At 63.0% G+C, this 21,270-nt stretch carries 15 protein-coding genes; 6 read left to right on the top strand and 9 right to left on the bottom strand.

What is annotated here, in order from left to right; all coding sequences use genetic code 11:
- The first annotated feature begins 42 nt into the window (after positions 1-42).
- Positions 43-480: a DUF2867 domain-containing protein gene (locus ACWF6P_RS04320; RefSeq protein ID WP_452620112.1), complete on the top strand. Its 438-nt coding sequence runs from the start codon at positions 43-45 to the stop codon at positions 478-480.
- Here the strand turns inward: ACWF6P_RS04320 and ACWF6P_RS04315 are convergent, their stop codons facing one another.
- From ACWF6P_RS04315 to ACWF6P_RS04305, 3 genes are read right to left on the bottom strand one after another with little or no spacing between them, the layout of a single operon-like run.
- On the bottom strand, positions 481-2,109 hold the full coding sequence (locus ACWF6P_RS04315) for a cation:proton antiporter (RefSeq protein ID WP_452620111.1): 1,629 nt from the start codon (positions 2,107-2,109) through the stop codon (positions 481-483). It lies immediately after the preceding gene.
- A gap of 40 nt (positions 2,110-2,149) precedes the next feature.
- Entirely contained in the window at positions 2,150-2,815 is a 666-nt protein-coding gene (locus tag ACWF6P_RS04310) for a YoaK family protein (RefSeq protein WP_452620110.1), read from the bottom strand.
- A gap of 14 nt (positions 2,816-2,829) precedes the next feature.
- Complete coding sequence (locus ACWF6P_RS04305; protein WP_452620109.1) at positions 2,830-4,383, bottom strand: Rieske 2Fe-2S domain-containing protein; 1,554 nt, start codon at positions 4,381-4,383, stop codon at positions 2,830-2,832.
- 244 nt (positions 4,384-4,627) lie between these two features.
- Here ACWF6P_RS04305 and ACWF6P_RS04300 point away from each other — a divergent pair, with 244 nt between their 5' ends.
- On the top strand, positions 4,628-5,605 hold the full coding sequence (locus ACWF6P_RS04300) for an ABC transporter substrate-binding protein (protein WP_452620108.1): 978 nt from the start codon (positions 4,628-4,630) through the stop codon (positions 5,603-5,605).
- On the opposite strand, the gene ACWF6P_RS04295 is transcribed toward ACWF6P_RS04300, so the two are convergent.
- Entirely contained in the window at positions 5,606-6,484 is an 879-nt protein-coding gene (locus ACWF6P_RS04295) for an alpha/beta fold hydrolase (RefSeq protein ID WP_452620107.1), read from the bottom strand.
- 98 nt (positions 6,485-6,582) lie between these two features.
- Here ACWF6P_RS04295 and ACWF6P_RS04290 point away from each other — a divergent pair, with 98 nt between their 5' ends.
- Positions 6,583-8,553: an AfsR/SARP family transcriptional regulator gene (locus ACWF6P_RS04290; RefSeq protein ID WP_452620106.1), complete on the top strand. Its 1,971-nt coding sequence runs from the start codon at positions 6,583-6,585 to the stop codon at positions 8,551-8,553.
- On the opposite strand, the gene ACWF6P_RS04285 is transcribed toward ACWF6P_RS04290, so the two are convergent.
- The 4 genes from ACWF6P_RS04285 to ACWF6P_RS04270 form a co-directional block, all read right to left on the bottom strand.
- Positions 8,546-10,117, bottom strand: a complete 1,572-nt coding sequence (locus ACWF6P_RS04285; protein ID WP_452620105.1) for a carboxylesterase/lipase family protein — start codon at positions 10,115-10,117, stop codon at positions 8,546-8,548. The two genes, ACWF6P_RS04290 and ACWF6P_RS04285, sit on opposite strands and share 8 nt — an antisense overlap.
- Positions 10,118-10,142: 25 nt before the next feature.
- The gene (locus ACWF6P_RS04280; RefSeq protein ID WP_452620104.1) at positions 10,143-10,820 is read right to left on the bottom strand and encodes a GAP family protein; all 678 of its coding nucleotides are present in this window, start codon (positions 10,818-10,820) and stop codon (positions 10,143-10,145) included.
- A gap of 74 nt (positions 10,821-10,894) precedes the next feature.
- On the bottom strand, positions 10,895-12,589 hold the full coding sequence (locus tag ACWF6P_RS04275) for a two-component system, sensor protein (RefSeq protein WP_452620103.1): 1,695 nt from the start codon (positions 12,587-12,589) through the stop codon (positions 10,895-10,897).
- Positions 12,586-13,281: a response regulator gene (locus tag ACWF6P_RS04270; RefSeq protein ID WP_452620102.1), complete on the bottom strand. Its 696-nt coding sequence runs from the start codon at positions 13,279-13,281 to the stop codon at positions 12,586-12,588. The genes ACWF6P_RS04275 and ACWF6P_RS04270 overlap by 4 nt, the downstream gene beginning before the upstream one ends.
- A gap of 174 nt (positions 13,282-13,455) precedes the next feature.
- Between ACWF6P_RS04270 and ACWF6P_RS04265 the strand changes: the two genes are divergently transcribed.
- The 3 genes from ACWF6P_RS04265 to ACWF6P_RS04255 all read left to right on the top strand — a co-directional run bounded on the left by ACWF6P_RS04265 (position 13,456) and on the right by ACWF6P_RS04255 (position 19,880).
- Positions 13,456-14,904, top strand: coding sequence for an MFS transporter (locus tag ACWF6P_RS04265; RefSeq protein ID WP_452620101.1), 1,449 nt, complete (start codon positions 13,456-13,458; stop codon positions 14,902-14,904).
- Between the two features lie 76 nt (positions 14,905-14,980).
- Positions 14,981-18,376, top strand: a complete 3,396-nt coding sequence (locus ACWF6P_RS04260) for a BTAD domain-containing putative transcriptional regulator (RefSeq protein ID WP_452620100.1) — start codon at positions 14,981-14,983, stop codon at positions 18,374-18,376.
- Positions 18,377-18,494: 118 nt separating this feature from the next.
- Entirely contained in the window at positions 18,495-19,880 is a 1,386-nt protein-coding gene (locus tag ACWF6P_RS04255) for an FAD-binding oxidoreductase (protein WP_452620099.1), read from the top strand.
- Here ACWF6P_RS04255 and ACWF6P_RS04250 read toward each other — a convergent pair.
- Positions 19,861-21,189 carry a diacylglycerol/lipid kinase family protein gene (locus ACWF6P_RS04250; RefSeq protein ID WP_452620098.1) on the bottom strand — a complete coding sequence of 443 codons (1,329 nt, stop codon included), beginning with the start codon at positions 21,187-21,189 and terminating at the stop codon, positions 19,861-19,863. The genes ACWF6P_RS04255 and ACWF6P_RS04250 overlap by 20 nt on opposite strands.
- Positions 21,190-21,270 lie beyond the last annotated feature (81 nt).

Below are 21,270 nucleotides of genomic sequence, written 5' to 3'. Positions count from 1 at the left end.
ACCGTATGGGCAGGTTCCATACGGCACCGTACGGAGGACGAAATGACACTCGCTTTCAAGGCCATGCCTGCGCCGGACTGGGCAGAGGCCACCACGATCACCATCCCGCCTGTTCCGACCCATACTTCCGAGGAGTGGGCACAGGCAGTCTTCGACGTCAGAAATGTCCCCGCTCCAGTTCTCGCGATGTTCTGGTTGAGGGAGCGGGTAGTCGGATTGCTCGGTATCGCCCAGGGACGCCCCGACACCTTTGCCGTCGACAAAATCGCCGACGGCGAGGCCCTCATCGAAGCGGACGAGAAACACCTACGATTTGTCGCCTCGGTTCAGGCCGACAACGACGCCGGCCTCTTGCACGTCGTCACTGCCGTGGAGCTGAAGAGTAGAGCGGGCCGAATCTACTTCGCACCCGTTCAGATACTGCACGGCGTCATCACTCGGGCGATGATGACGTCGGCGCGAAAGAGGCTGTGCACGTGATCAACCGTCCGGACCGCCCTTGAGTTCGAGACTGATCTGATCGGCATCCAGCGCGGCAAGTGCCGATCCGAGCATCCGTGCGTCGAACAGGCCGTCGTCCCGCGCGTCGAGTAACGCTTGACGCTGCGCGTCGATCACGTCGAGACGGATCCTCTTCTTCGACCGACCCTCTGGCGGAACGACACTCGCCGACGCATCTTCGAGAAGCTCGAGCAACCTGCGATGCTCGTCTAGTTCGGAATCGGTGAGGTCCTGTGCTGCCGGACCGACCGCCACTACGACGCGCTTCAACGTCCCGCCCTGAAGGATCAACGAGCCTGCTGCCACCAGGAACGCAACCAAGATCAGGAGCGATCGACTCGGGGTGTCTTCCGGCAGAGTCTGCGCGGCAGCCAAAGTGACCGCCCCGCGCATGCCGGCCCAGATGACGATCGTGCCTTCACGCCATCCCAACGGCGCAGCAAGGTAGTAGTCGATATCAGCAACCGTGCGCCGCACCCGAATCTTGAACCGTTCCATCTGGCTCGCCGAAGGCTCCCGACGCCTACTGCGGCGTCGTTCGTCTGGCGGGTAGTCCTCCGGATTGTCGAGTCGATTCGCGATGTCGGAGAGTCTGGGCTTCATACGTTCACGAAATCTCGCCCGCGCTTGGAGCGCTCGCAGGAGCGGGGCTACGTACAGAGCCCGCACCAAGATCGTGAGGAACAGAGCCCCCGCCGCCACGAAGACCGCCGTGGATATGCCCTCGTGGTCGACCCGGACATCGTCGACTATCGACGAGAGTTCGAGGCCCATCACCAGGAAGATCGCGCCTTCGAGGACCAATTCGACTGTGCGCCAGTTCTGGGAGTCCGACAACCGATGTCGCGGTGACAGCTTCCGAGGAGCGTCGTAGCCGGTGACGAGCCCAGCCACGACGGCAGCAACCAACCCTGACGCACCCAACTCTTCGGCGGGGATCGCCGCCAGAAACGGCACCGTGAACGAGATGACCGTGTTGACCGTCGAATCGGTGACACGGGCACGAACCATCAGGTTGACCTTGCCGACGACAACACCGATGACCACGGCCACGACCACGGCAAAGGCGAACTTGCCCAACACACTCCACAGTGACACCGACGCGGCGGCTCCGGCGATGGCAGTACGCAACAAAACCAGAGCGGTGGCGTCGTTGAGCAGGCTTTCGCCTTCGAGGATCGACACCACCCGCGGCGAGACCGGGAGCTTCTTGACGATAGATGTCGCGACGGCATCCGTCGGACTCACGATCGCACCGAGTGCAATGCCCCACCAGATGCCCAGTCCTGGTATCACCCAAGAGAAGAACACACCGAGAACAAGCGCACTCACGACAACGAGCAGAACGGAAAGCCCACCGATGGCACCGAACTCACGCCGAAACTCCATCGACGGCATCGAGACCGAGGCGGAGTACAGCAGTGGCGGAAGCACGCCTGCCAGAATCCATTCCGGGTCGATGTCCACCGCTGGGACAAAGGGTAGGAGGCTGACAACGATCCCGGCCATCACCAGAATCAGCGGTGCTGCGACTCCGATACGCGCTCCGAGCGTCGAGGCCGCGACGATTCCGAGCAGACCGAGCACCACGATGATCAGAGCATCCACTGCTTCCCCCTGTACCCCCGGCTTGTGTGTCTGGCTCTTTCTACACCTGTGCCGGCGCCGGGGGCGAGACCCGCCAGGCAACGGCGACCAGAACAACCGTGAATGCCGACGCAGGCCACAGAGCGTGAAGGCCGATCCACCGATGAACCAACGCACCGATTACCGCGCCGGCGATCAAACCCGCGCACATCCCGAAGTGCTGCAGCCACGCCCACTTCGGGCCGCCGAGAAAGGCTCCGGTCAGACGCTGGCCCATCTTGACCAGCGCACCGGTCATGTACGTGACACCGATCGTCACCTCGCCGTCGCGCTGGAACACCGAGTTGACGGCTCCCATCGCCAAGGCCATCGACGAGATCGCGCCGGGGGTGACGTCGAGGCTGCTCATCACCGAACCGATGGCCAGCAGCCCAGCCACAACCGCGAGCACCGTGACCTTGCGGGTCCGGACGGAGTACCGCTCCGTGAAGTGGGTGACGACGGTTCCCAATGCGATTCCCAGGAGGAAGAGCACGATGATCCCGCCGGCCACCCGCGCGGCCGCCCACACTCCGTCGGCAAATGCGACGCTCGCCTGCGTCATGTTGCCGCTCATGAAGGAAACGAAAGGCCCACCGAGCGTGATGAATCCGAGCGCGTCGACGTAACCGGCCAGCCCGGCGAGCGCTGTCGCCAGGCCGATCAGCGACCTGCTGTATCCCGTCACCCGACGAGCTCGATTCAGCTCAGCTTGGTGGTGCGCAGCTCGTGACCCTTGGACGTCTTGCAGCGGCCGGTTTCGAGATCCCACTGCCAGCCATGCAGATCGCAAGTGAGGTTGGTGCCGTCGACGACACCGAACTTCGACAGGTCAGCCTTGAGGTGGGGGCAACGACGCTGAATCTCGTACCCGCCCAGCTCGATAGACGCGCTGTCGTCGTGGGCCTCGGCGAACCAGCCGTCGGCGTAGGCGATGCGTTCGTCGGTGAGGCACTTGAAGAACGTGTAGAGGAACTCGTTGTAGCCACCGATGCGCCACGCGGTGAAGCGCGTCGACAGGAAGATGGTGTTGACCCAGTCGGGCTCGTCGTCACGCAGAACAGTGCGAACCAGTTCGGGAGCGATGCGGAAGCCGTAGCGGTACTTACCTTCTCCGTCGATGGGTTCACGAACGATCCGCTTCGGGAAGTCGAGGACAACAGTCTCCTCCCCCATCACCAGTCCGACGGGGTAGCCGATTCCGTCGCAGATGAGATCGGACTGAGCCATGATCGGCTCGAACTTGGCCTTGAGACCGTCGAGCAGCGACTCGCCTTCGGCCGGAGCCCACGTGGCCTTCTGCGCGGCGATGACCGGGGCCATCTTCTGCGCCATCTTCTCGATGTACTCGGCCTTGTTGGAGAAGATCTTGTCGACGTCTGCGTCCGGGATGGGATGCGTCAGCGCGACCTTCTCGCTACCGCGAAGTTCGACGGCCGAGCCGGGGATCATCAGCAGGCCGCGATCGTTGCCGTTGATGCGCATCTGCTCGAGGAACGTGATCTGGTCGGGGAAGATGTTTCCCTCGTCGCCGTGATCGTCGTTGAGGTAGCGCAGGTCGTCGTCGAGGAAGACCGGCGGGCCGGCCGACGGGACAACCCAGGCAGCGTCGACCTGAGAGATGTAGTTGCGGCAGCGGTCCATGCCACGCTGACGCTTCTGCTTGCCGAAGTTGCGCTTGGTGCCCTTCGGGATGTCGTAGACCATCGGGTACCAGATCGCGCCCGAGTACTGCAGCAGATGGATGTCGACCTTCCCGAAGGCGTCGGTCAGCGGGTCCAGGTCGACGGGCCTGGCGTCGTTCATGTTGAAACAGGTGGTCTCCCCGTCCGAGACGACGAGGCCCGAGTCACCGATCGGACCGTCTGCGGGAGCGCGCAGAGCGATGATCATGATGTCGAGGTCGCCCTTGGGACCGCTGACGGTGTGCTTGACGGAGTCTTCGGTCTCGAAGAACTTGTGGAAGCCGAGCTTCTCGAGCTCACGCTTGAGGTCCGGCACCGGGTAATCGGGGAGCAGGACGGTGGCGTCCTTGTTGACGTGCGCGATCAGATTCTTCGGATCGAAGTGGTCCTTGTGCAGGTGCGAGACGTAGAGGTAATCGCAGTTGCCGAGAGCGTCCCAGTCCAACTCGGTGTTGTCGGGGAACGGCACCCAGGACGCAAAATACGTCGGGGTCACCCATGGATCACACAGGATGGATCCGGCCTCGGTCTGGATGTGAAATCCTGCGTGGCCGACGCTGGTGATCTGCATTGCAACCTCCGAAATCGTACTGCTGGTCAACCCAGCATAGTCGGCGCGATCAGGGCCAAATCGCGATCGAGGAGGCGGCCGGTTGTGACGTCATGCACGTCAGAGGTCGAAAGTGGGTTGTGAATCAGACAGGTAGGTGACGCCGACAACACTCTCCACGCTGGCGTGTTCGCCGTATTTCTTGGCGCTCGCGGGAGCTGTTTCAGCATTCCCGAGGCCAGCCACTAAGGCTAACCTAACAAGCATGACTCGACTCCTTTCTCCCTCCACGACCGATCACGACTACTGGGCGATCGTGGACAACCTGACGCGACGCGGTTTCTTCGGCATCGGCGCGGGCGTCGCTGCGACCGCGTTTCTCGCCGCCTGCGCCAGCACGGAAAGTTCGACGCCCGAGAACGCGGAGAACTTCGAGTTCACTCGCGGCGACGAGAAGCTGATCATTCCGACGGACCCACAGAACGTCGTCGCCCTCGACCCGCGGGACGGCCTCGAATTGTCGATCCTCGCCGGATACCCGGTGACCGCCTACCCGACCGGCGCAGCCGAACACCTGCGCCGTGAGGTCCCGGATGCCACGGGTGTCGAGATCTTCGCCGAAGGTGCTTCCGATCCCAACTTCGAGTACATCTCGACCCTCGGCGCCGACCTTCTCGTCCTCAGCGCAGGCTGGTGGGACACCGGGTCGTACGGCAACGACCGGATGCAGCAGATTGCACCGGTCCTGCCCGTCGGCAAGGACTTCACCCCGGAGTGGCGCAAGGTCATGGTGGACTTCCTCACCGGCATCGGGCGCAGCGATCGCGCCGAAGAAGTACTCGCCGAGTACGACGCCCATGTAGCTCAGGTCCGCCCGACCGTCGAACCGCTGATGGCCGGCAAGAAGGTTGCCTTCGTGGCTGCCGCGGAGGATCAGATCGCGTGGTTCCAGAACGATTTCCGCACCGCCGTCGCCGAGGACCTCGGGTTCGAGGTGCTCCGGGAAGGCCCCGACCTTCGCGTCATGCTCGGGTCGGAGCAATTCAATCGTCTCGAAGAAGCCGACGTCATCTTCGCCTTGGATCGCAGCGCCTCCGGCAGCGTGTACACCTCGCCGACGTGGCAGCGACTGCCCGCCGCACAGGCCGGTCGCGTGATTCCGTTCGACTACTACAAGGCCGCGGGATACGCCTTGACTGCCAAGGTCCTCGTCGACGACTTGGCTGCCGGGGTCAAGCGCTGACTACCTCTTCAGCAGGGCACGGATCGCGTCGACCACTTCGGCAGGCGCCTCCTCTGCCATGAAGTGACCAGCGGACAGCGTGCGGTGCTCGAGATCGGGCGCCCACGCTTTCCACAGGGCCTCGGCGTCGTAACCGAGCATCGAACCCCAGTCCTGCTGGATGACCGTGACCGGCATGTGCAGTTGGTTGCCTGTATCGCGATCCGCCTGATCGTGTTCGATATCGATGCCTGCCGACGCCCGGTAATCGGCAACGATCGACGGCACTGCCTCGCGTGAGGCGCGCAGGTATTCCGCCCGCACGTCATCCGGAATCGCCTCGCGGTTTTGCGTCCATGCGTCGAGAAAGTACTCGAAGAACGCGTCGGCGCTGGCGCTGATCATCTGCTCGGGGAGACCGGGTGGCTGAGCCATGAGATACAGATGGAATGCAACAGCGGCATTCGATCCGTGCAGGATGTCCCACATATCCAAGGTGGGGAGCACGTCCAACGAACCGAGATGCGTGATCACATCTGGGTGATCCAGCCCCGCTCTGATGGCAACCAGTGCCCCACGATCGTGGCCGACGAGGGCGAACTTCTCGTGTCCCAGCTTCTTCGCCACCTCGACGATGTCGGTAGCCATTGTTCTTTTGGAGTAGGTGTCGGCGTTTTCCTCGACCGGTTTGTCGCTGGCTCCGTATCCGCGCAGATCTGGGCAGATGACGGTGTGATCCGACGCCAATGCGGTCGCGACGTGACGCCACATGAGGTGAGTCTGGGGGAAGCCGTGGAGAAGCACGAGTGGTGTCCCGCTTCCGCCGACCGCGACGTTGAGCCGCACCCCGTCTGTTGTAGAAATCTGCTGGTACTCGAAGCCTGGAATGGTGATCGTCATCGGTCGCTCTCGTTTGTAGGGGTGATGGCAAGTCGGGGTGATGGCAATCAGCCTCGCCGGAGTCGATGAGCGTTCGATGAGCGCGATAGCGTGGGCAAATGCGAGACCACACTTTTGAGGGCCCGGCTTTCGGCGTTCTTGGACCCGTGGTCGCGTGGAACGAGTCTTCACACCAGATCGATCTGAAGGGCCCACGACACCGAGCGGTCCTCGCTCGTCTGATCGTCGCCCGCGGACGTGTTGTTCCGGTGGACGTGATCGTCGACGACCTCTGGGTCGATCCTCCGGCCGGGGCGACCAGCGCAATACGTACGTTCGTTTCCGCACTGAGACGCGCGCTCGAACCGGATCGTGCGCCGCGAACGAAGCCGAAAGTCATTGTCACCGAAGGGCGTGGCTACGCCTTTCATGCTGCACCCGACGCGGTCGACGCTTGGGAATTCGAAAGGCTGGTGCGTGAGGCCGCCGATTCGACGTCGGCGCAAGCACTCGAACTGCTCCGAACCGCGCTGCAGCTGTGGAGAGGGCCGGCCTACGCGGAGTTCGCCGACGAGCCTTGGGTCCGAACGGAGCGATCGCGCTTGGAGGAACTGCGTCTGACTGCCGTCGAACGCTTGGCATCCGCGCAACTCGATCTCGGGCGAGCAGCCGAAGCGATTCCCGATCTGGATGCCCACGTGACGGAACACCCTTGGCGAGAAGAGGGTTGGCGACTACTCGCCCTCGCACTGTACCGCTCCGACCGTCAGGGCGATGCTCTGGCAGTCCTACGTCGCGCACGAAAGTTACTCGCCGAAGAGTTGGGCATCGACCCCGGTCCACGACTGAACGACCTCGAGTCCGACATTCTCCGCCGGGAGACGCACCTGGATCCTGTAGGGGCAGAACAGATCTTCACTCAGGTTTCGGCAGCGTACGACAGGACCGTAGCGGCCGGATCGAAATCGAGATTGGAGTCAACCGTCGGCCTCCTCCGAAGTTTGGCAGTTGCCGGCGGAAGCGGACTCGAGACTGCCCGAAACCAGCGACTGACAGTCATCGGCGCCGCTGAACAATTGGACGATGTCGAACTCACCGCACGGATCATCGGCAACTACGACGTGCCCGGAATCTGGACACGATCCGACGATCCTCGGCAGGCTGCGCGGATCGTCGAGGCCGCACAGCGCACCCTCGATCGCCTTCCGGACGGCAACGAACCCGCTCGGGCCAGACTGTTGGCGACGATCGCACTCGAATCGCGCGGAGTGTCCGATCATCGCGGGATCGAATGTGCCCGTGCTGCAGTACAGATCGGTCGCGCTCTCGACGATCCAGGACTCTTGGCGTTCGCCCTGAACGGGTTGTTCATGCAGACGTTCTGGACTACCGGTCTGGCCTCCGAGCGCGACAGCATCGGCCGTGAACTGGTAGACCTCTCCGTTCGACACGGCCTGGCCACCTTCGAGATCCTCGGCCGTCTGATCCGCATGCAAGCCCTCGGCGCACTGGGGCAATTCGATGCAGCAGCGTTACATGCCGAGACAGTTGATCGACTAGCTGGACGTCACGAACGGCCGTTGGCAGCGGTATTCACCACCTGGTTCCGCGCAATGCGAACGGCCGCTACCGGCGTGGAAACCGCGCACTGCGAGAAGCTGTACGAAGCTGCGGCGGTGAACCTTTCCGATTCCGGCATGCCCGGACTCGAGGACGGAATACTCCCTCTCGCAATTCTGTCACTCCGAGTGTGGCGCGGTTTGCCGGCAAGGTTCGACGCCACGACGCAGTGGGGCCCGTACGAAGCCTGGGCCCGGCCACACCTCTTTCTCGCACACGGAGAGGTGAACGAGGCCGCCCAGGCAGTCGACGCATTGCCAGACCCGCCTAAAGATTTACTCTCCGAGGCACTGTGGTGCCTGACTGCTGCTGCGGCGACTGCAGTCGGCGACAGCCGAGTCAAGGAGCGAGCCCGAGCGGCACTCCTGTCTGCCGCATCCGAAATTGCCGGCGCTGGAAGCGGAATGCTCACTGCGGGACCTGTCTCGCACTATCTGGCGAACCTAGGGCAGACCGAAACCATCAGGTGAATGCGATCACCGTGTCACCCCATGCCTCCCGGATCTCGCGGTCGAGGTCAGCGACGACGGCATCGTGCTTGTCGATCAACAACGTCGCACGTCGGTCAGTGTCGTACGCTGGCCACCCTGGATCTGTACCCAGTTCACAATCAGTCCCGTCGGCGTAATCGCCTGCAGCTCTGGCGAAGTCCAACCACCTCGCCTGCATACGCTCCGATACATGACGCGCCGCGCTCAGCCCACCCAACTTGTAGGTGATGTCCCGCGCTCCGTGATTGATGTTGCCGAAGACGTAGGCAAGTTCGGTGCCGTGGGTCGCACCGATCTTCAGCGCCTTGAGCATCGGCGGCGCGTAATCGAAGCGATATAACCACGTCGGTGCAATCTTGCTGTGCGCCTCGGCAATCCACAGTGTCGGCAGACGGAATCCGAAGTCTCGGGTCAGACCGAGGCCGGCGCCCAACTTCGACAGCCCCGAGTACGCCCCTTCGATCTGGGAATGATCGGGTAACTCGAGCCCGGGGTGCTCGTCGGCGATCTCCGCGAACATCGACGTGATCACGACGGGATCGATCGGCATCAACGGCGACTTCATCATCCGGAAAAGCGAAGACTCGTCCCTGTTGGTCCCGATGATGAGCGGAATCGGGTGTGCGTTGCCGTGTCGGAACGCTCGCACCGGGTAGTCGGGGAGCAGATCACCGTCGACGATAGGCGCGAACGCAAGAGTTCCCGGCGTCTCCTGAGGGACACGAGCAAACAACTCGTCCGAAGGCCCGACCAAGTCTTCGGCGGACGTGGACCGTAACAGGCCCAGATCGCCGCCGCCGCTGAATATCTCGAGAAACAGCTTCGCGACGATCTCGCCACGTTCACTCCCGTATACCGAAGTAGCGGGGGAACTTTCGGCGATGGCGCGATGAAACAGGCCACGCGCGGACGGCACGGCCATCAGCGTCGTCACAGCGCCGCCGCCTGCCGACTCACCGAACAACGTCACTCGATTCGGATCGCCACCGAAGGCCGCGATGTTGTCCTGAACCCACTGCAGTGCTGCAATCATGTCGCGGAGCGCGACATTGGGCTCGAAGGTATGTTCACTCGAGTTGAAGGACGAGAAATCGACGAAGCCGAACACACCGATCCGGTAGTTGATCGAGACTACGACTACGTCACCGTTTTCAACCAATGTGGTTGCGTCGAAAAGCGGTTGGCTCGCTGCTCCGCGGAAGTACGCGCCGCCGTGAATCCAGACCATGACCGGTTTACCCGGCGCATCAGAACCGACGGGACCCGGCGCCCACACGTTGAGGAACAGACAGTCTTCGTCCATCGGAACGTTCTCGCCGAGCGGGATCATCGCGAGTCGACTTTGCGGTTCGCACGGTCCGAATTTTGTTGCGTCCTGGATCTCGGTCCACGGCTGCGGCGGAACCGGTGCGCGAAATCGCAGTGGACCGACCGGAGGCGCCGCGTAGCGGATACCCTTCCAACTCGATACCGAGCCTTTCGTCGATCCTCGAACCGGCCCGTACGTTGTCTCGACTACCGGCGCGCTGGGTGTGATCGTCATTCGATTTCTCCTCGAAAACAAGTTGCTACTTCGACAGGGCTTCGACAACGTGCGAGAGTTCCAATGCTGCCAGCATCAGGAACAAAACGGTCATGATTGCCGCATTGTGGCGGATCAGAGTGCTTTTGGTGGCGCTCAGTGCATCAGTCACCTTCGCCGAGGGCACAGCAGCCAAGGCTGACAGAACGATCAAGGCGATGGACGCCCCGACCGCGAACAAAACCGAGTACGCGACCACGGATACCCAGCCGAGGTGCGCGCCACCAATGATCGAACCTGCCTTGAGTTCGAGTGGCAGGTTCTTCGCGTTGGGTACGGTCAACAACAGTCCCAGGACCGCAGCTTTTGCCGGTTGCATCGAGTCGATCTGCGCCAGCCACGACGGCATCGCCGGCTCGGCATCGCCTTTCGGACGGCCACGCCAACTCGACCATGCGAGCGCCAGAAAACCGACAGTGAACACAACGGCGAACACCGTCTGGACGGTATGCGCGCTGCCGCTGGACTTCGATTCCACTCCGGTGGTCGAAAGTGCTGTCGCTGCTGTAATCGCAGTCGCGGCCAGGACGATGCTCGCGGTGTACGCAAAAGCATTTGCCTTCGCCCGAGTGGACAGCAGGATCGCGATTATCGCAACCAGAGGAATCGGGCTGATGACGACGCCGGTGGCGAGTGGGATGAGCTGCGCAGTAATCGATTCCATTTCTGCGACCGTACAAGCGGCCAATCCGGCCACTGGCGAAATGTTCGGCCTCCACGACATTGCCACTCACAGTGTCACAGAAGCACAGCCGTGAGGACCACCCGGTCTTCCTCCTCGACAAGCTCGAGGGACGATACCGTACAGGCGAGCGATTCAAACCCGATCCCTGAGTCCCGTGCCACCGGCAACCGACCCGGCGAACTGATCCGCACTACTACCGCCCGAGCATCCGAGAGTGCCACCTCGAGGAAGACGGGCCCTCCTGCACCGTGTTTCACGGCGTTGGTCAGTCCCTCCGACAGAATCTCCACCACACTGTCGAGCCGAGTAGAGCCCGATCCAATCACCGTCCAGACTTCGTCGTCGACGTGACTGACGATCGGAATTGCGTAGCGCCACACCGTGACAAGATCATCGATATGCTTTCGGGCATCGGAGTCAGCCGGCTGATCAGATGACGCAGACAGGTCGCTTTCCAAGCCGTCGAGAATGTGGGCAATGGTTGCCGCAACATCGACTCGACGACCGGCAACGGTGCCCGAAGACCATGCGGCCGCTACGAGTTCACCCTGCACCGACGAGTGCAACAGCCTGGCCAGTCCACGTCGGGTGTGCATGAGCTCAGCATGGATACGAGCTGCATCGCGCGCTTGCCGGCTCAGGGCACTGCGGAGTTGACGCTCCTCGTCCTGACGCTGCGTATCCGCAGCCCTGATCAGACAGACGGACAGCGCAACCAACGGGTAGACGGCCATCGACGAGAGATAGAAAGTCGGGGTACGGCCGAAGACTGTCAGGAGCAGACACGTCACGGTACTGCTGATCAGCGCACTCGAGCAGTACACCGCAAAAAGAGTCGCGATCCGTCTCAGAGGGCCGCCTCCGTTGCGAACGGCTCGGCGAGCGCACACATTGCCACCGACGAAGATCCAGAAACCGACGGCAATCTGGACCGCCGTGAACGTCACGCCGTACGTTCCGAGCAGGTAGACGGTCACCAGTGCCGTGTATGCGAACACCGGTCCGTACAGTGGCGCCGGTTCAACGCTACGTACGACGCCGATCAATCGATCCCTCGCCGTCAGCCGCACAATCGGCGTCGGTGATTCGATCTGTGGAATCTCCCGGAACAGCCGATGACTCATCGGGCGAACCACGTCGTCGGAGATTCGCTTCAAGAGCGCTGCCCCGCGCACTCCCTCGAGTTCCGTTTCAGCAACCGTGTGCATGACTGTTTCGATGCTGCGCTCGAGCTCTCGCCGACACTGCGCACGGGTCTGGTCGAGACGGAATCGATCCCGGGTCTGTTGGAGTTGGACGGCGGCCCCGGCAACCTTCAAACTCCGTTGCAGCGCGATGCGGTCACGGAGAGCACCTACCAATACGGCGGTCAACGACAAGAAAACAACGCTGCACACGACGTTGAGCGCAACCCGGACGAGCATCGGTCTGGGGTCGACGGGGAGTTCGAGCGCGCGGGTGATCGCGTCGAGGACGAACGGGCGGATCGCACCGATCACTGTGAACAGGGCCAGGGCTGTGAACTGCGATCGGTGCGTTGTAAGGACGGCCCTCGCAATCAGCAGCATCACCCCGACAACGCAGTGGGTCGCAAAGGCGCCGACCGCCATCGCACCGACCTCGCGGACCCCGGTGCACAGGTAGTAATTGGCCATCACGGTCACCGCGAACGGCAGCGTCAGAATCCACGACCACTTGGTGACTATGTTCCGATCACCGAGCCGAAGCCACCACTCGCGCAGGTTCACGCCGAGTCGGTCACTTCGGGAACACCGGTCACTTCGGGAACACCTATCTCTTCGGGTACACCGAAATGACGGATGAAGATGCTCGCGGCAAGCACTCGCGGATTGGTGGACGAATCGTGCGCCAACCCCAGGCTCTCGAGGGTGCGCGCGATGAGCTTCTCCACCCCGCGGATCGAGGACCCACGATGGGCTGCGATTGCACTGTTCGACCAGCCGAGCGAGATGTACCGCAGAAGATCGAGCTGTGATCGCGTGAGGCTCGACAAGGGCGAATCCCTATCGCCGGTGCCTGTCGGCGGTTCGGTTTCCGTCAATGCCGCCTCCACTACACCGATCAACTGATCCGCCGACTGGACAGCCGCTTTGTCCACGAACAGCGATTTCGGCGGCACACCCGCAGAACCTGGCGCCGTCGATGCGTTGGGGTAGTTGGTCAGGAACACGATCGCGCAATGCGGAGCCTTCACGGTGACGATGTTCGCGAGATCGACGCCGTTCGGCCGCACACCCAGGTCGATGTCCGTGACCAAGAGATCCGGATCGAATCCGTCGAACTCCGTGAGCGCTTCGACCGCCGATCCGGCGGTATGAACCACGAACCCGGCGTGGGTGAGCGCGTCACCGACGAGTGCACGCATGAGTGGTTGGTCTTCCACCACCAACACCCGTCGCACCCACTGGCTGGTCTCCATGACCAGAGATTAACTGTTGGGACAGTGCGCATTCGACCGAGCGGGTGGTGACGGTTTCCGAGTAACACGGCAGTTATCGACCATGCGGGCTCCAAGCATTTCGCCCGGTATGTCCCAAGTGCCGGGGCGCAGGGTGTTACGAGTACACACTCCTTCGACACATCAGGACGGGCCATGACCGCACCGAACACCGCAGTACGAAACACCGCAGTACGACGAGCAACCCTGGTGGCGGTATGCGTGAGCACCGCAATGCTCATGCTCGACATCGCCGTCGTCAACACCGCCCTGCCGTCGATCGCATCCGATCTCGATACCGGTGTCAGCGCCCTGCAATGGGTGATCGACGCGTACACGCTGGCATTGGCGACGGCGGTGCTGAGTGCCGGGTCGTGGGCGGACAGACGGGGTCGACGCCACGTTTTCGTCGTCGGCATTCTGTGGTTCACCACGGCATCTCTGATCTGCGCATTGGCACCGAACATCTGGGTCCTCGACATCGCGCGGGCGGCTCAGGGCATCGGCGGCGCAGTGCTCTTCGCCTGCTCACTTGCCTTGCTGGCGGACGTGTTCGAGAAGGGACCCCAGCGCGCAACTGCCTTGGCTTCCTACGGCGCCACGATCGGCGGCGCGTTTGCGGTCGGCCCACTGGTCGGCGGGCTGCTTACCGAGATGTTGGATTGGCGCGCAATCTTTTTGATCAACGTTCCGATCGGGCTGATCACCCTGGCATTGACTGTCCGGTGGGTTCCCGAATCATGCGATCCTCGACCTCGCGGAGCGGACGTACTCGGGCAAATTCTGGTGTCCACGGGTCTGGCAGCTCTGGTTTTCGGATTGTTGCGCGGCAACGAGGCCGGATGGTTCGAACCCGAGTCGATGATCGCCGCGGTGATCGCCGGGGCCGCCCTGATCGGTTTCTACCTGCACGAACGTCGAGCTGCCGAGCCCATGCTGCCCCCGCATCTGCTCGCCAATCGCGCCTTCGCCGGAGCGCAGATAGCAGCGTTCTCGATCTCCGCCTCCCTGTTCGCCGTCTTCGTCTACACGACGATCTACCTGCAGAACGTGCTGCATCTGTCCCCCGTGAACGCAGGCCTGGTTTATCTGCCGGCGACGATCGCGATGTTCGTCGTCGCTGGCGCCACCGCAAAATTGGACGGACGCATCCCCGTCTCGATCTCGTTGACGTGTTCGCTTCTACTCGTCTCCGTGGGGCTGGTCATGATGACCGTCGTCGACGTGACAAGTTCGCCGTACGCGATACTTCCCGGATTTGTTGTCGCATGCGTGGGAGCCGGGGTGTTCAACCCCGTCATGAGTGGGTTGGTTCTGGGCGAAAGTACTTCGAACCATTCAGGATTGGCTGCAGGGATCAACGACGCGTTCCGACAGACCGGCATCGCAGTTGGTGTTGCTGCGCTCGGGGCCTTCCTTCCGGCGCAGTCGATGCTGCCCGGCGGATCACCGGACGACTTTGTCAGTGGACTTCGGCTGGCACTGTTTGTCGCAGCCTTCGTCGCCGCGCTCGGTGCGTTGGTCTGTGCGGCGACGCTGCGCACAACCAGCGTCAACCAGACGCTTTCCGAGGAATCTGAGCAGGTGCTGTCGACAACTAGTTGACCGTTTTGTCCTGCATGTATGAATTTCACTCCTTAGAATCGAACCGTCCTGCATCCGCAGGTACGAGGGGATACGGATGATCTATCGACTGCTCGGGCCGTTGGAGGTCGTGCGGGGGCCAGCGGCGAGCGACGTGATCGATCTGGGCCCACGAAAACAACGAACGGTCCTCGCCGTCCTACTGCTCAACCGTGGACGCGTCGTCTCCACCGACCGGTTGATCGACGCTCTCTGGCACGACAACGCGCCGGCCAGCGCGATGGTAAGTATCCAGGCGTACATCTCCAACCTGCGCCGAGCACTGCGCGTCGAAACTGGCGCGGCGTCGCCGATAGTGCGCCAACCACCCGGCTACGTTCTCGACGTCGCTCCCGCAGAGGTCGATCTGTCGGTGTTTCTCGAAGACGCCGAGGCCGCACGGCGAAACGTGGAGGACGGCCAATGGCAGGACGCACTGACAGCCGCGAACCGAGCCCTCGACTCGGTCCGCGGGCAACTCCTCGACGATCTGAACGACGCACACTGGGTGGAGATGGAGGCCGCGGCATTCGAGGAAGTGCGGACCGAATGTCGCGAGACTCGGATAACGGCACTTCTTGCTCTCGGCCGCCTGGCACCCGCACTGGTCGAAGCCGCTCAACTATGTAGCGAATACCCGTTCCGCGACCGGACCTGTTGGCTGAGAATGGTTGCCCTGCACCGGGCAGGAAGATCACCGGAAGCCTTGGAGCAGTTTCAATTACACGCGTCTCGGCTCGACGCCGAGCTGGGACTGGAGCCCGGCGGAGAGCTGACAGCACTGCAAGGCGCGATCTTGCGCCACGAGCCGGGTTTGGTCGCCTGGCCGCGCACTCCGGGATGGACGGGGGCCGAGGACGTTCCGGTCCCGACTTCTCCCCCTGCCGTAACAGCCATGCCCGAGACGAATTCCTCACGGTTGTTCGTCGGGCGCGCGGCACAGACGGGTGTCGCCGACAAGATGCTCGACGACGTCCGCCGGGGCTCGCCCCGCTGGTTGATCTTGACTGGTCCCGCCGGCATCGGCAAGACCCGATTCGCCGAAGAGTGTTCGTCGAGAACAACGTCCATCCAAGGAGCCGCCGTCTGGGCACGTTGCCCGGAAGACGACGGAACGCCGCCATGGTGGCCGATTCGCAGACTGATTCGCGAACTCGGCGCCGACGCAGACGCCGTACTGACGCCGCCGACCGATATCGATCCGGACGAAGCGAGATTTGCTGTCTACGAACGGGTTCGCACCACCATCGAAGCTGCGGCGACCGATGCACCGTTGACCGTCGTCATCGACGACATTCAATGGGCAGATCCCACGTCCCTTCGTTGTCTGACCTACCTGGTCGGCGCAATGTCCAGTGCCAGAGTCTGGTTCGTCTCGACGCTCCGTGACTCGGAAGTCGTTCCGGCGGTGCGCAAGTTCGAAGATGCCGTACTCCACGGCGAAGGAAATCGAACCATGGTTGTGCCCGCGCTCGCCCAGGCCGAGGTGGCAACCCTTGCCAGTTGCGTCTCCGGGGACACACTCGACGAGGCGGAGGCAAGAACCCTGGCGGAACGAACCGGCGGCAACCCGCTGTTCGTCTCGGAGTACGCCAGGCTTCCGAGGAACGAGCGACTCGGCGACAGCATCCCCGTCGCGGTTCGATCCGTCCTCGGCCGACGTCTATCCGCCGTCGAACCGGTAGTGTTGCAGTGCCTTCGGGTGGCCGCAGTTATCGGCGACGCCATCGAGATGGACACGCTGGCCGCGGCCGCCCGTCTCGATGTCGACACTCTCGCCGACTATCTCGATGCGGCAGCCGATGAACGAATCATCGTCGCGGACCCGGCAATCGGTGGTTACGTCTTTGCTCACGGACTTCTCCGAGACGAAGTACTCGAAGCGATACCCACGCTTCGGCGCCAGCGGATACACGCCCGAGTTGCCGAAGTGCTTGAAAACTCTTCCGATCCGGACCGACTGAGCCGTCGCGCACAACATCTGATGTCGGCCCTTCCCCTGGTCGATCCACTCGCCGTTCTGGAGGCGTGCACGGCTGCAGCGCAGGACGCGACCGATCGATGGAGCTCCGAAACCGCGGCCGAGTGGTGGGAGGCCGCTGTCCACGCGTTCGACTCGCTTCCGACGTCCCGGCAATCCGCTGACGATCGGGACGACCTGTTGGTGGCCAGAGTCGAGGCCCTCGCCCGGGCCGGTCGAGGGCAGACAGTTCTCGACGTCGTCAATGCCGGTCTCCTCGAGGCTGTTCGGGAAGGACGGACCTCCGCCGTCGGACGATTGGCGGGCGCATTGCTTCGGGCAGCCGGTGCCTGGCCGTGGGTTTCCTACGGTACCGATCCGGGACCATTGCTCGAACGGCTCGCGGCGGTGGAGCCGCTGGTCGAGAACGACAGAGCCGCTCACGCAAGGGTTCTTGCCGCCCTGGCGGTAGGTAGTTGCTACCACCCCGATGCCGAGATCCCGAATCGATGGAGCGCCCGAGCTCTCGACAGCGCTCGCGCTCTGGACAATCCGGATGTGATCGCCGACGCCCTACTAGGACGGATTCTGCTTTTCTCCGGAGTCGCGGTGCACAGCGCCGAGTCGATGCGTCTACTGCACGAGCTTTTCGAACTGCCGCACCAACAATCGCGTGTCGACAGCGTCGTCGCACACGCCGTCGCGAGCATGACGGAGATGAATCTGGCAAATGTCGATGCCGCCGTCAAACACGTCAGGCAGGGGATCATCGGCTGCGAACTACTGAGGCTCCCGGTTGTCCGGGTCCAATTACGCTGGATGGAAGCAACTCTCGCCGAGTGGCACGGAGACTTCACGCAAGCTCGGCGACAGTACGAGACGGCCAGGCAGATCCATCTGCAAACGGAGTTGTACACGGCTGGCAGCGCCGACCTGGCGTTCAACACTTTGGAATGGGAGCGAGGTGTGTTGGCCGAATCTGATCCCGGTGTCGTGGAACCCGATTCGTGGGTCATTGCCATCGATGCAGCCCGAGGTGAGCGCGAGGCCGCTTCCGAAGGCATCAAGAAGTGGCTGATCAATCGAGGGCCGCAGACGTGGACCACGCTGGGGCACCAGACACTACTTGCGCGCGTCGTGGCAGATCTGGAACTGATCGAATATGCCGATACGTTCATCGACCTTCTCGCTCCACACATCGGTTGCATCGCAACGGTAGGCCACGTCGGTGAGCTGGGCTCGGTCGCCGAAGCCTCCGCGCGACTCCATGCACTTCTGGATCGCGCCGAAGAGGCATCGACTCTCTTGGGACAGGCAGAAATGATCGCCACCGATTCCGGCGGAGCACCAACACTGCTGCGCTGCCGACTGCTTCGGGCCCAACTTCGAGAGCCGTCGACCGAACGTGAACGGGAGCTGGCGGAAGTGGCGACCGAATCGGAGGCACTCGGCATGCTCGGCGTAGCTGCACGGGCTCGATCGATATCGCTCTGAGCTGCGCATCTGCACTTGGATAAAACTTGGATCCGTTCGAATACGCACGTCAAGAACCAGCCAAGCCTGTTCGGGCAGTCTTCCTCTACAACCGAAACACGGTTGAGGAAGGAAGACCATGAACCTTCAAACCCCCATGCTCGACGCAGCTGTCGAATCACTGCGCGCAGAGGTGGCTGGCTCTGTTGCCCTGCCGGGTGGGACGGGATACGAGTTGGCGACTCCGTGGAATGTTGCGGTTCCGGTCGCTCCCGGCGCTGTGGTGGCAGTCGAGAGCGCGCAAGACATTGCCGCCACTGTGCGATTCGCGGCGAAGCTGGGCCTGCGCGTCGGTGTTCAGCGCACCGGCCACGGCGCTGTCCCTCTCGGCAATGACGTTCTGCTCGTCCACACCGGCAAGCTCACGGAGTGTGTCATCGACCCCGAAAACCGCACTGCCCGAATCGGCGCGGGCTTGATCTGGCAGGACGTCATCGACGCTGCCGCTCCCCACGGCTTGGCGCCACTGGCGGGTTCTTCACCCACCGTCGGCGTCGCCGGCTTCCTCACCGGCGCCGGCATCGGCCCGATGGTGCGCACGTACGGCCTGTCCTCCGATCACGTCCGGTCATTCGACATCGTCACCGGCAGTGGCGAACTCATTCATGTCACCCCTGATGAACACGCCGAATTGTTCTGGGGGCTGCGCGGCGGAAAAGCCACTCTGGGCATCGTCACAGCCGTCGAGATCGACCTGATACCCCTCACCCACTTCTACGGTGGCGCGCTCTATTTCGACGGCGCAGACGCAAGCGCGGTTGCGCACGCCTGGCTGGACTGGTGCGCCGACCTGCCTGAGCACAGCTCGACCTCGATCGCCTTTCTGCAACTTCCGCCGCTTCCACAGGTTCCGCCGCCGCTGGCCGGCAGACTCACCTTCGCGGTCAGATTCGCAAGTCTTGCCGAGGAATCCGATGCAAAGGCACTGCTCGACCGAATCCGTTCAGTCGCAACACCACTGATCGACGCAGTCTGCGTACTGCCGTATGCCGCCATCGGGGCAGTGCACGCCGATCCTGTCGACCCGATGCCGACGCACGAATCCACGGCATTGACGACCGAGCTGTCACACGAGGCCGTCGACGCACTGCTGTCCGCTGCCGGCTCCGGATCCGGTTCACCTCAAACCGTCGTCGAACTGCGCCTTCTCGGTGGCGCCCTCGCTCGGGAACCGAAGCACCGCAGCGCTTTCTGCCATCGTGATGCCGCCTTCACGTTGTTCACCGTCGGAGTTCTTGCCCCGCCGATGATCGACGCTGTAGTCCCGCACGCCGAGGCTCTCGGTCGAGCGATGGCGCCATGGACGAACGGGCATGCTCTGCCCAACTTCGCGCCCAGCGTCGACCCGGAGAAGATCGCCCGCACCTACGACGAGGACACCGCCCACTGGCTCAGCGCTTTGGCGAACACGCATGATCCACAGGGGGTGCTGGCCGTCGGCCAGGTCATGCGCCGGATTTCGTGAACTTCGCCAACTCTCGCAACCGGACCAGATCCCAGGCATGCCTGGGTCGACGGACGCCCGGACGATCTCGGGGGACTCTGACCCGCAGTGCCTGTGGGCTGACTGTGCACCTGACTGGAGTTGGCATCACGAGAGCCTCGCCGTCGACGCCGACCGGAATCTCGTCGGTGTCGGCGTCGATGATCACCTCGAATCCGGTGCCCTGAGCCAGCCCGTGCTGATGCGCCCGATGGAGCAACCCGACGGCCTGACGGGCGCTGACGACCGAGATCGCGACGATCCCGAGAGTGCCCCGGTCCAAACGCGGGCGATGGCCGAGCCCCGCCAAGTCGTTCATCTCATACGGTCCGTTGCTGATCAACACCGCCTGGGGCCCGATCGCGGACACGCTCGGGGAGCGGGCAGTCAGTACCGCTCCGGCGCGTCCGGCGAGGAGATCCGGGAGCATCTGCAGGAAGGTGCTGGTCTTGGCGTCGCGGTACTCCGGACTCTGGACGACCTCGGCGTATGCACCGAACGATGCGTTGTTGACGAAGGTTCTACCGCCGACCTTCCCCAGATCGACCGTGACCTCGACGCCGTCGACAAGTGCGTCGAGGCACCGTGACGGATCCTCAAGGTCGAGACCCAGGTCGGCTGCGAAGTGGTTGCGCGTCCCGGCGCTGACAACGAGGAAGGGCAGGTCGTGTTCGGCCGCGACAGCGGCAACCAGAGCCTGAGTTCCGTCACCGCCGGCAACGCCGAGCAGATCGGCGCCGTCCGCGACCGCCTCCCTGGCCAATGCCGTCACGTCGATCTTCTCCGGCCCCTCGAGCAGGGCAACCGAGGCACCCAATTCCTCGGCCCTGCGTTTCAAGTCGAACTTCTCGACCTTGCCACCGCCGGAGTTCGGGTTCATGACCAGAAACGGTTTGGTGGGCGGCGGTGCCGGTCGCTCGACCACCGGCAATTCCTTCTCCTCCCCTTCCAAGGCGGCGCGGGCACAGATACCGGCTACGACGAACAACCCGATCGCGAGCAGCACCACCCACAGGAGGCGTTCTCGGACCAGGAAGGTGAGCACCACGATCGGCGTCAGTACCGCCACCGCCAACGAGATCCAGCGCAGAAACCCGCGGGTCGTCAGAAACCAGTACATCGCTACGACGCACACAATCACGCCGCCGATCCCCAGGAGCAGCATCGTCAGGGTCTTCAAGCCGGCGAAGACTAGAAGCATCCCAACCGACAAGGCCAACGCCGCAAATGCCGCGCGCGCCAACCAACGCTGTTTTGACGAGGGCCGATCCGTGCGGACAGGGGTCGTCATCGAGCCACCTCCCCGCGATTGTCATTTCGGCCGGCACTTCGACGCTATCCCTTCGACGCAGGCGAGTCACCTACCCGCAGG

The organism is Rhodococcus sp. NPDC055024 (genome assembly GCF_053608585.1).
The sequence above is the reverse complement of the archived record's forward strand: the minus strand, read 5'-3'. Positions and strand labels throughout refer to the sequence as shown.

What these genes read in the sequence shown, in the direction of transcription:
- ACWF6P_RS04320 (WP_452620112.1), top strand. Translation starts at nt 43, where the DNA reads ATGACACTCGCTTTCAAGGCCATGCCTGCGCCGGACTGGGCAGAGGCC.
- ACWF6P_RS04305 (WP_452620109.1), bottom strand. Translation starts at nt 4,383, where the DNA reads ATGCAGATCACCAGCGTCGGCCACGCAGGATTTCACATCCAGACCGAG.
- ACWF6P_RS04300 (WP_452620108.1), top strand. Translation starts at nt 4,628, where the DNA reads ATGACTCGACTCCTTTCTCCCTCCACGACCGATCACGACTACTGGGCG.
- ACWF6P_RS04295 (WP_452620107.1), bottom strand. Translation starts at nt 6,484, where the DNA reads ATGACGATCACCATTCCAGGCTTCGAGTACCAGCAGATTTCTACAACA.
- ACWF6P_RS04290 (WP_452620106.1), top strand. Translation starts at nt 6,583, where the DNA reads ATGCGAGACCACACTTTTGAGGGCCCGGCTTTCGGCGTTCTTGGACCC.
- ACWF6P_RS04285 (WP_452620105.1), bottom strand. Translation starts at nt 10,117, where the DNA reads ATGACGATCACACCCAGCGCGCCGGTAGTCGAGACAACGTACGGGCCG.
- ACWF6P_RS04280 (WP_452620104.1), bottom strand. Translation starts at nt 10,820, where the DNA reads ATGGAATCGATTACTGCGCAGCTCATCCCACTCGCCACCGGCGTCGTC.
- ACWF6P_RS04270 (WP_452620102.1), bottom strand. Translation starts at nt 13,281, where the DNA reads ATGGAGACCAGCCAGTGGGTGCGACGGGTGTTGGTGGTGGAAGACCAA.
- ACWF6P_RS04265 (WP_452620101.1), top strand. Translation starts at nt 13,456, where the DNA reads ATGACCGCACCGAACACCGCAGTACGAAACACCGCAGTACGACGAGCA.
- ACWF6P_RS04260 (WP_452620100.1), top strand. Translation starts at nt 14,981, where the DNA reads ATGATCTATCGACTGCTCGGGCCGTTGGAGGTCGTGCGGGGGCCAGCG.
- ACWF6P_RS04255 (WP_452620099.1), top strand. Translation starts at nt 18,495, where the DNA reads ATGAACCTTCAAACCCCCATGCTCGACGCAGCTGTCGAATCACTGCGC.
- ACWF6P_RS04250 (WP_452620098.1), bottom strand. Translation starts at nt 21,189, where the DNA reads ATGACGACCCCTGTCCGCACGGATCGGCCCTCGTCAAAACAGCGTTGG.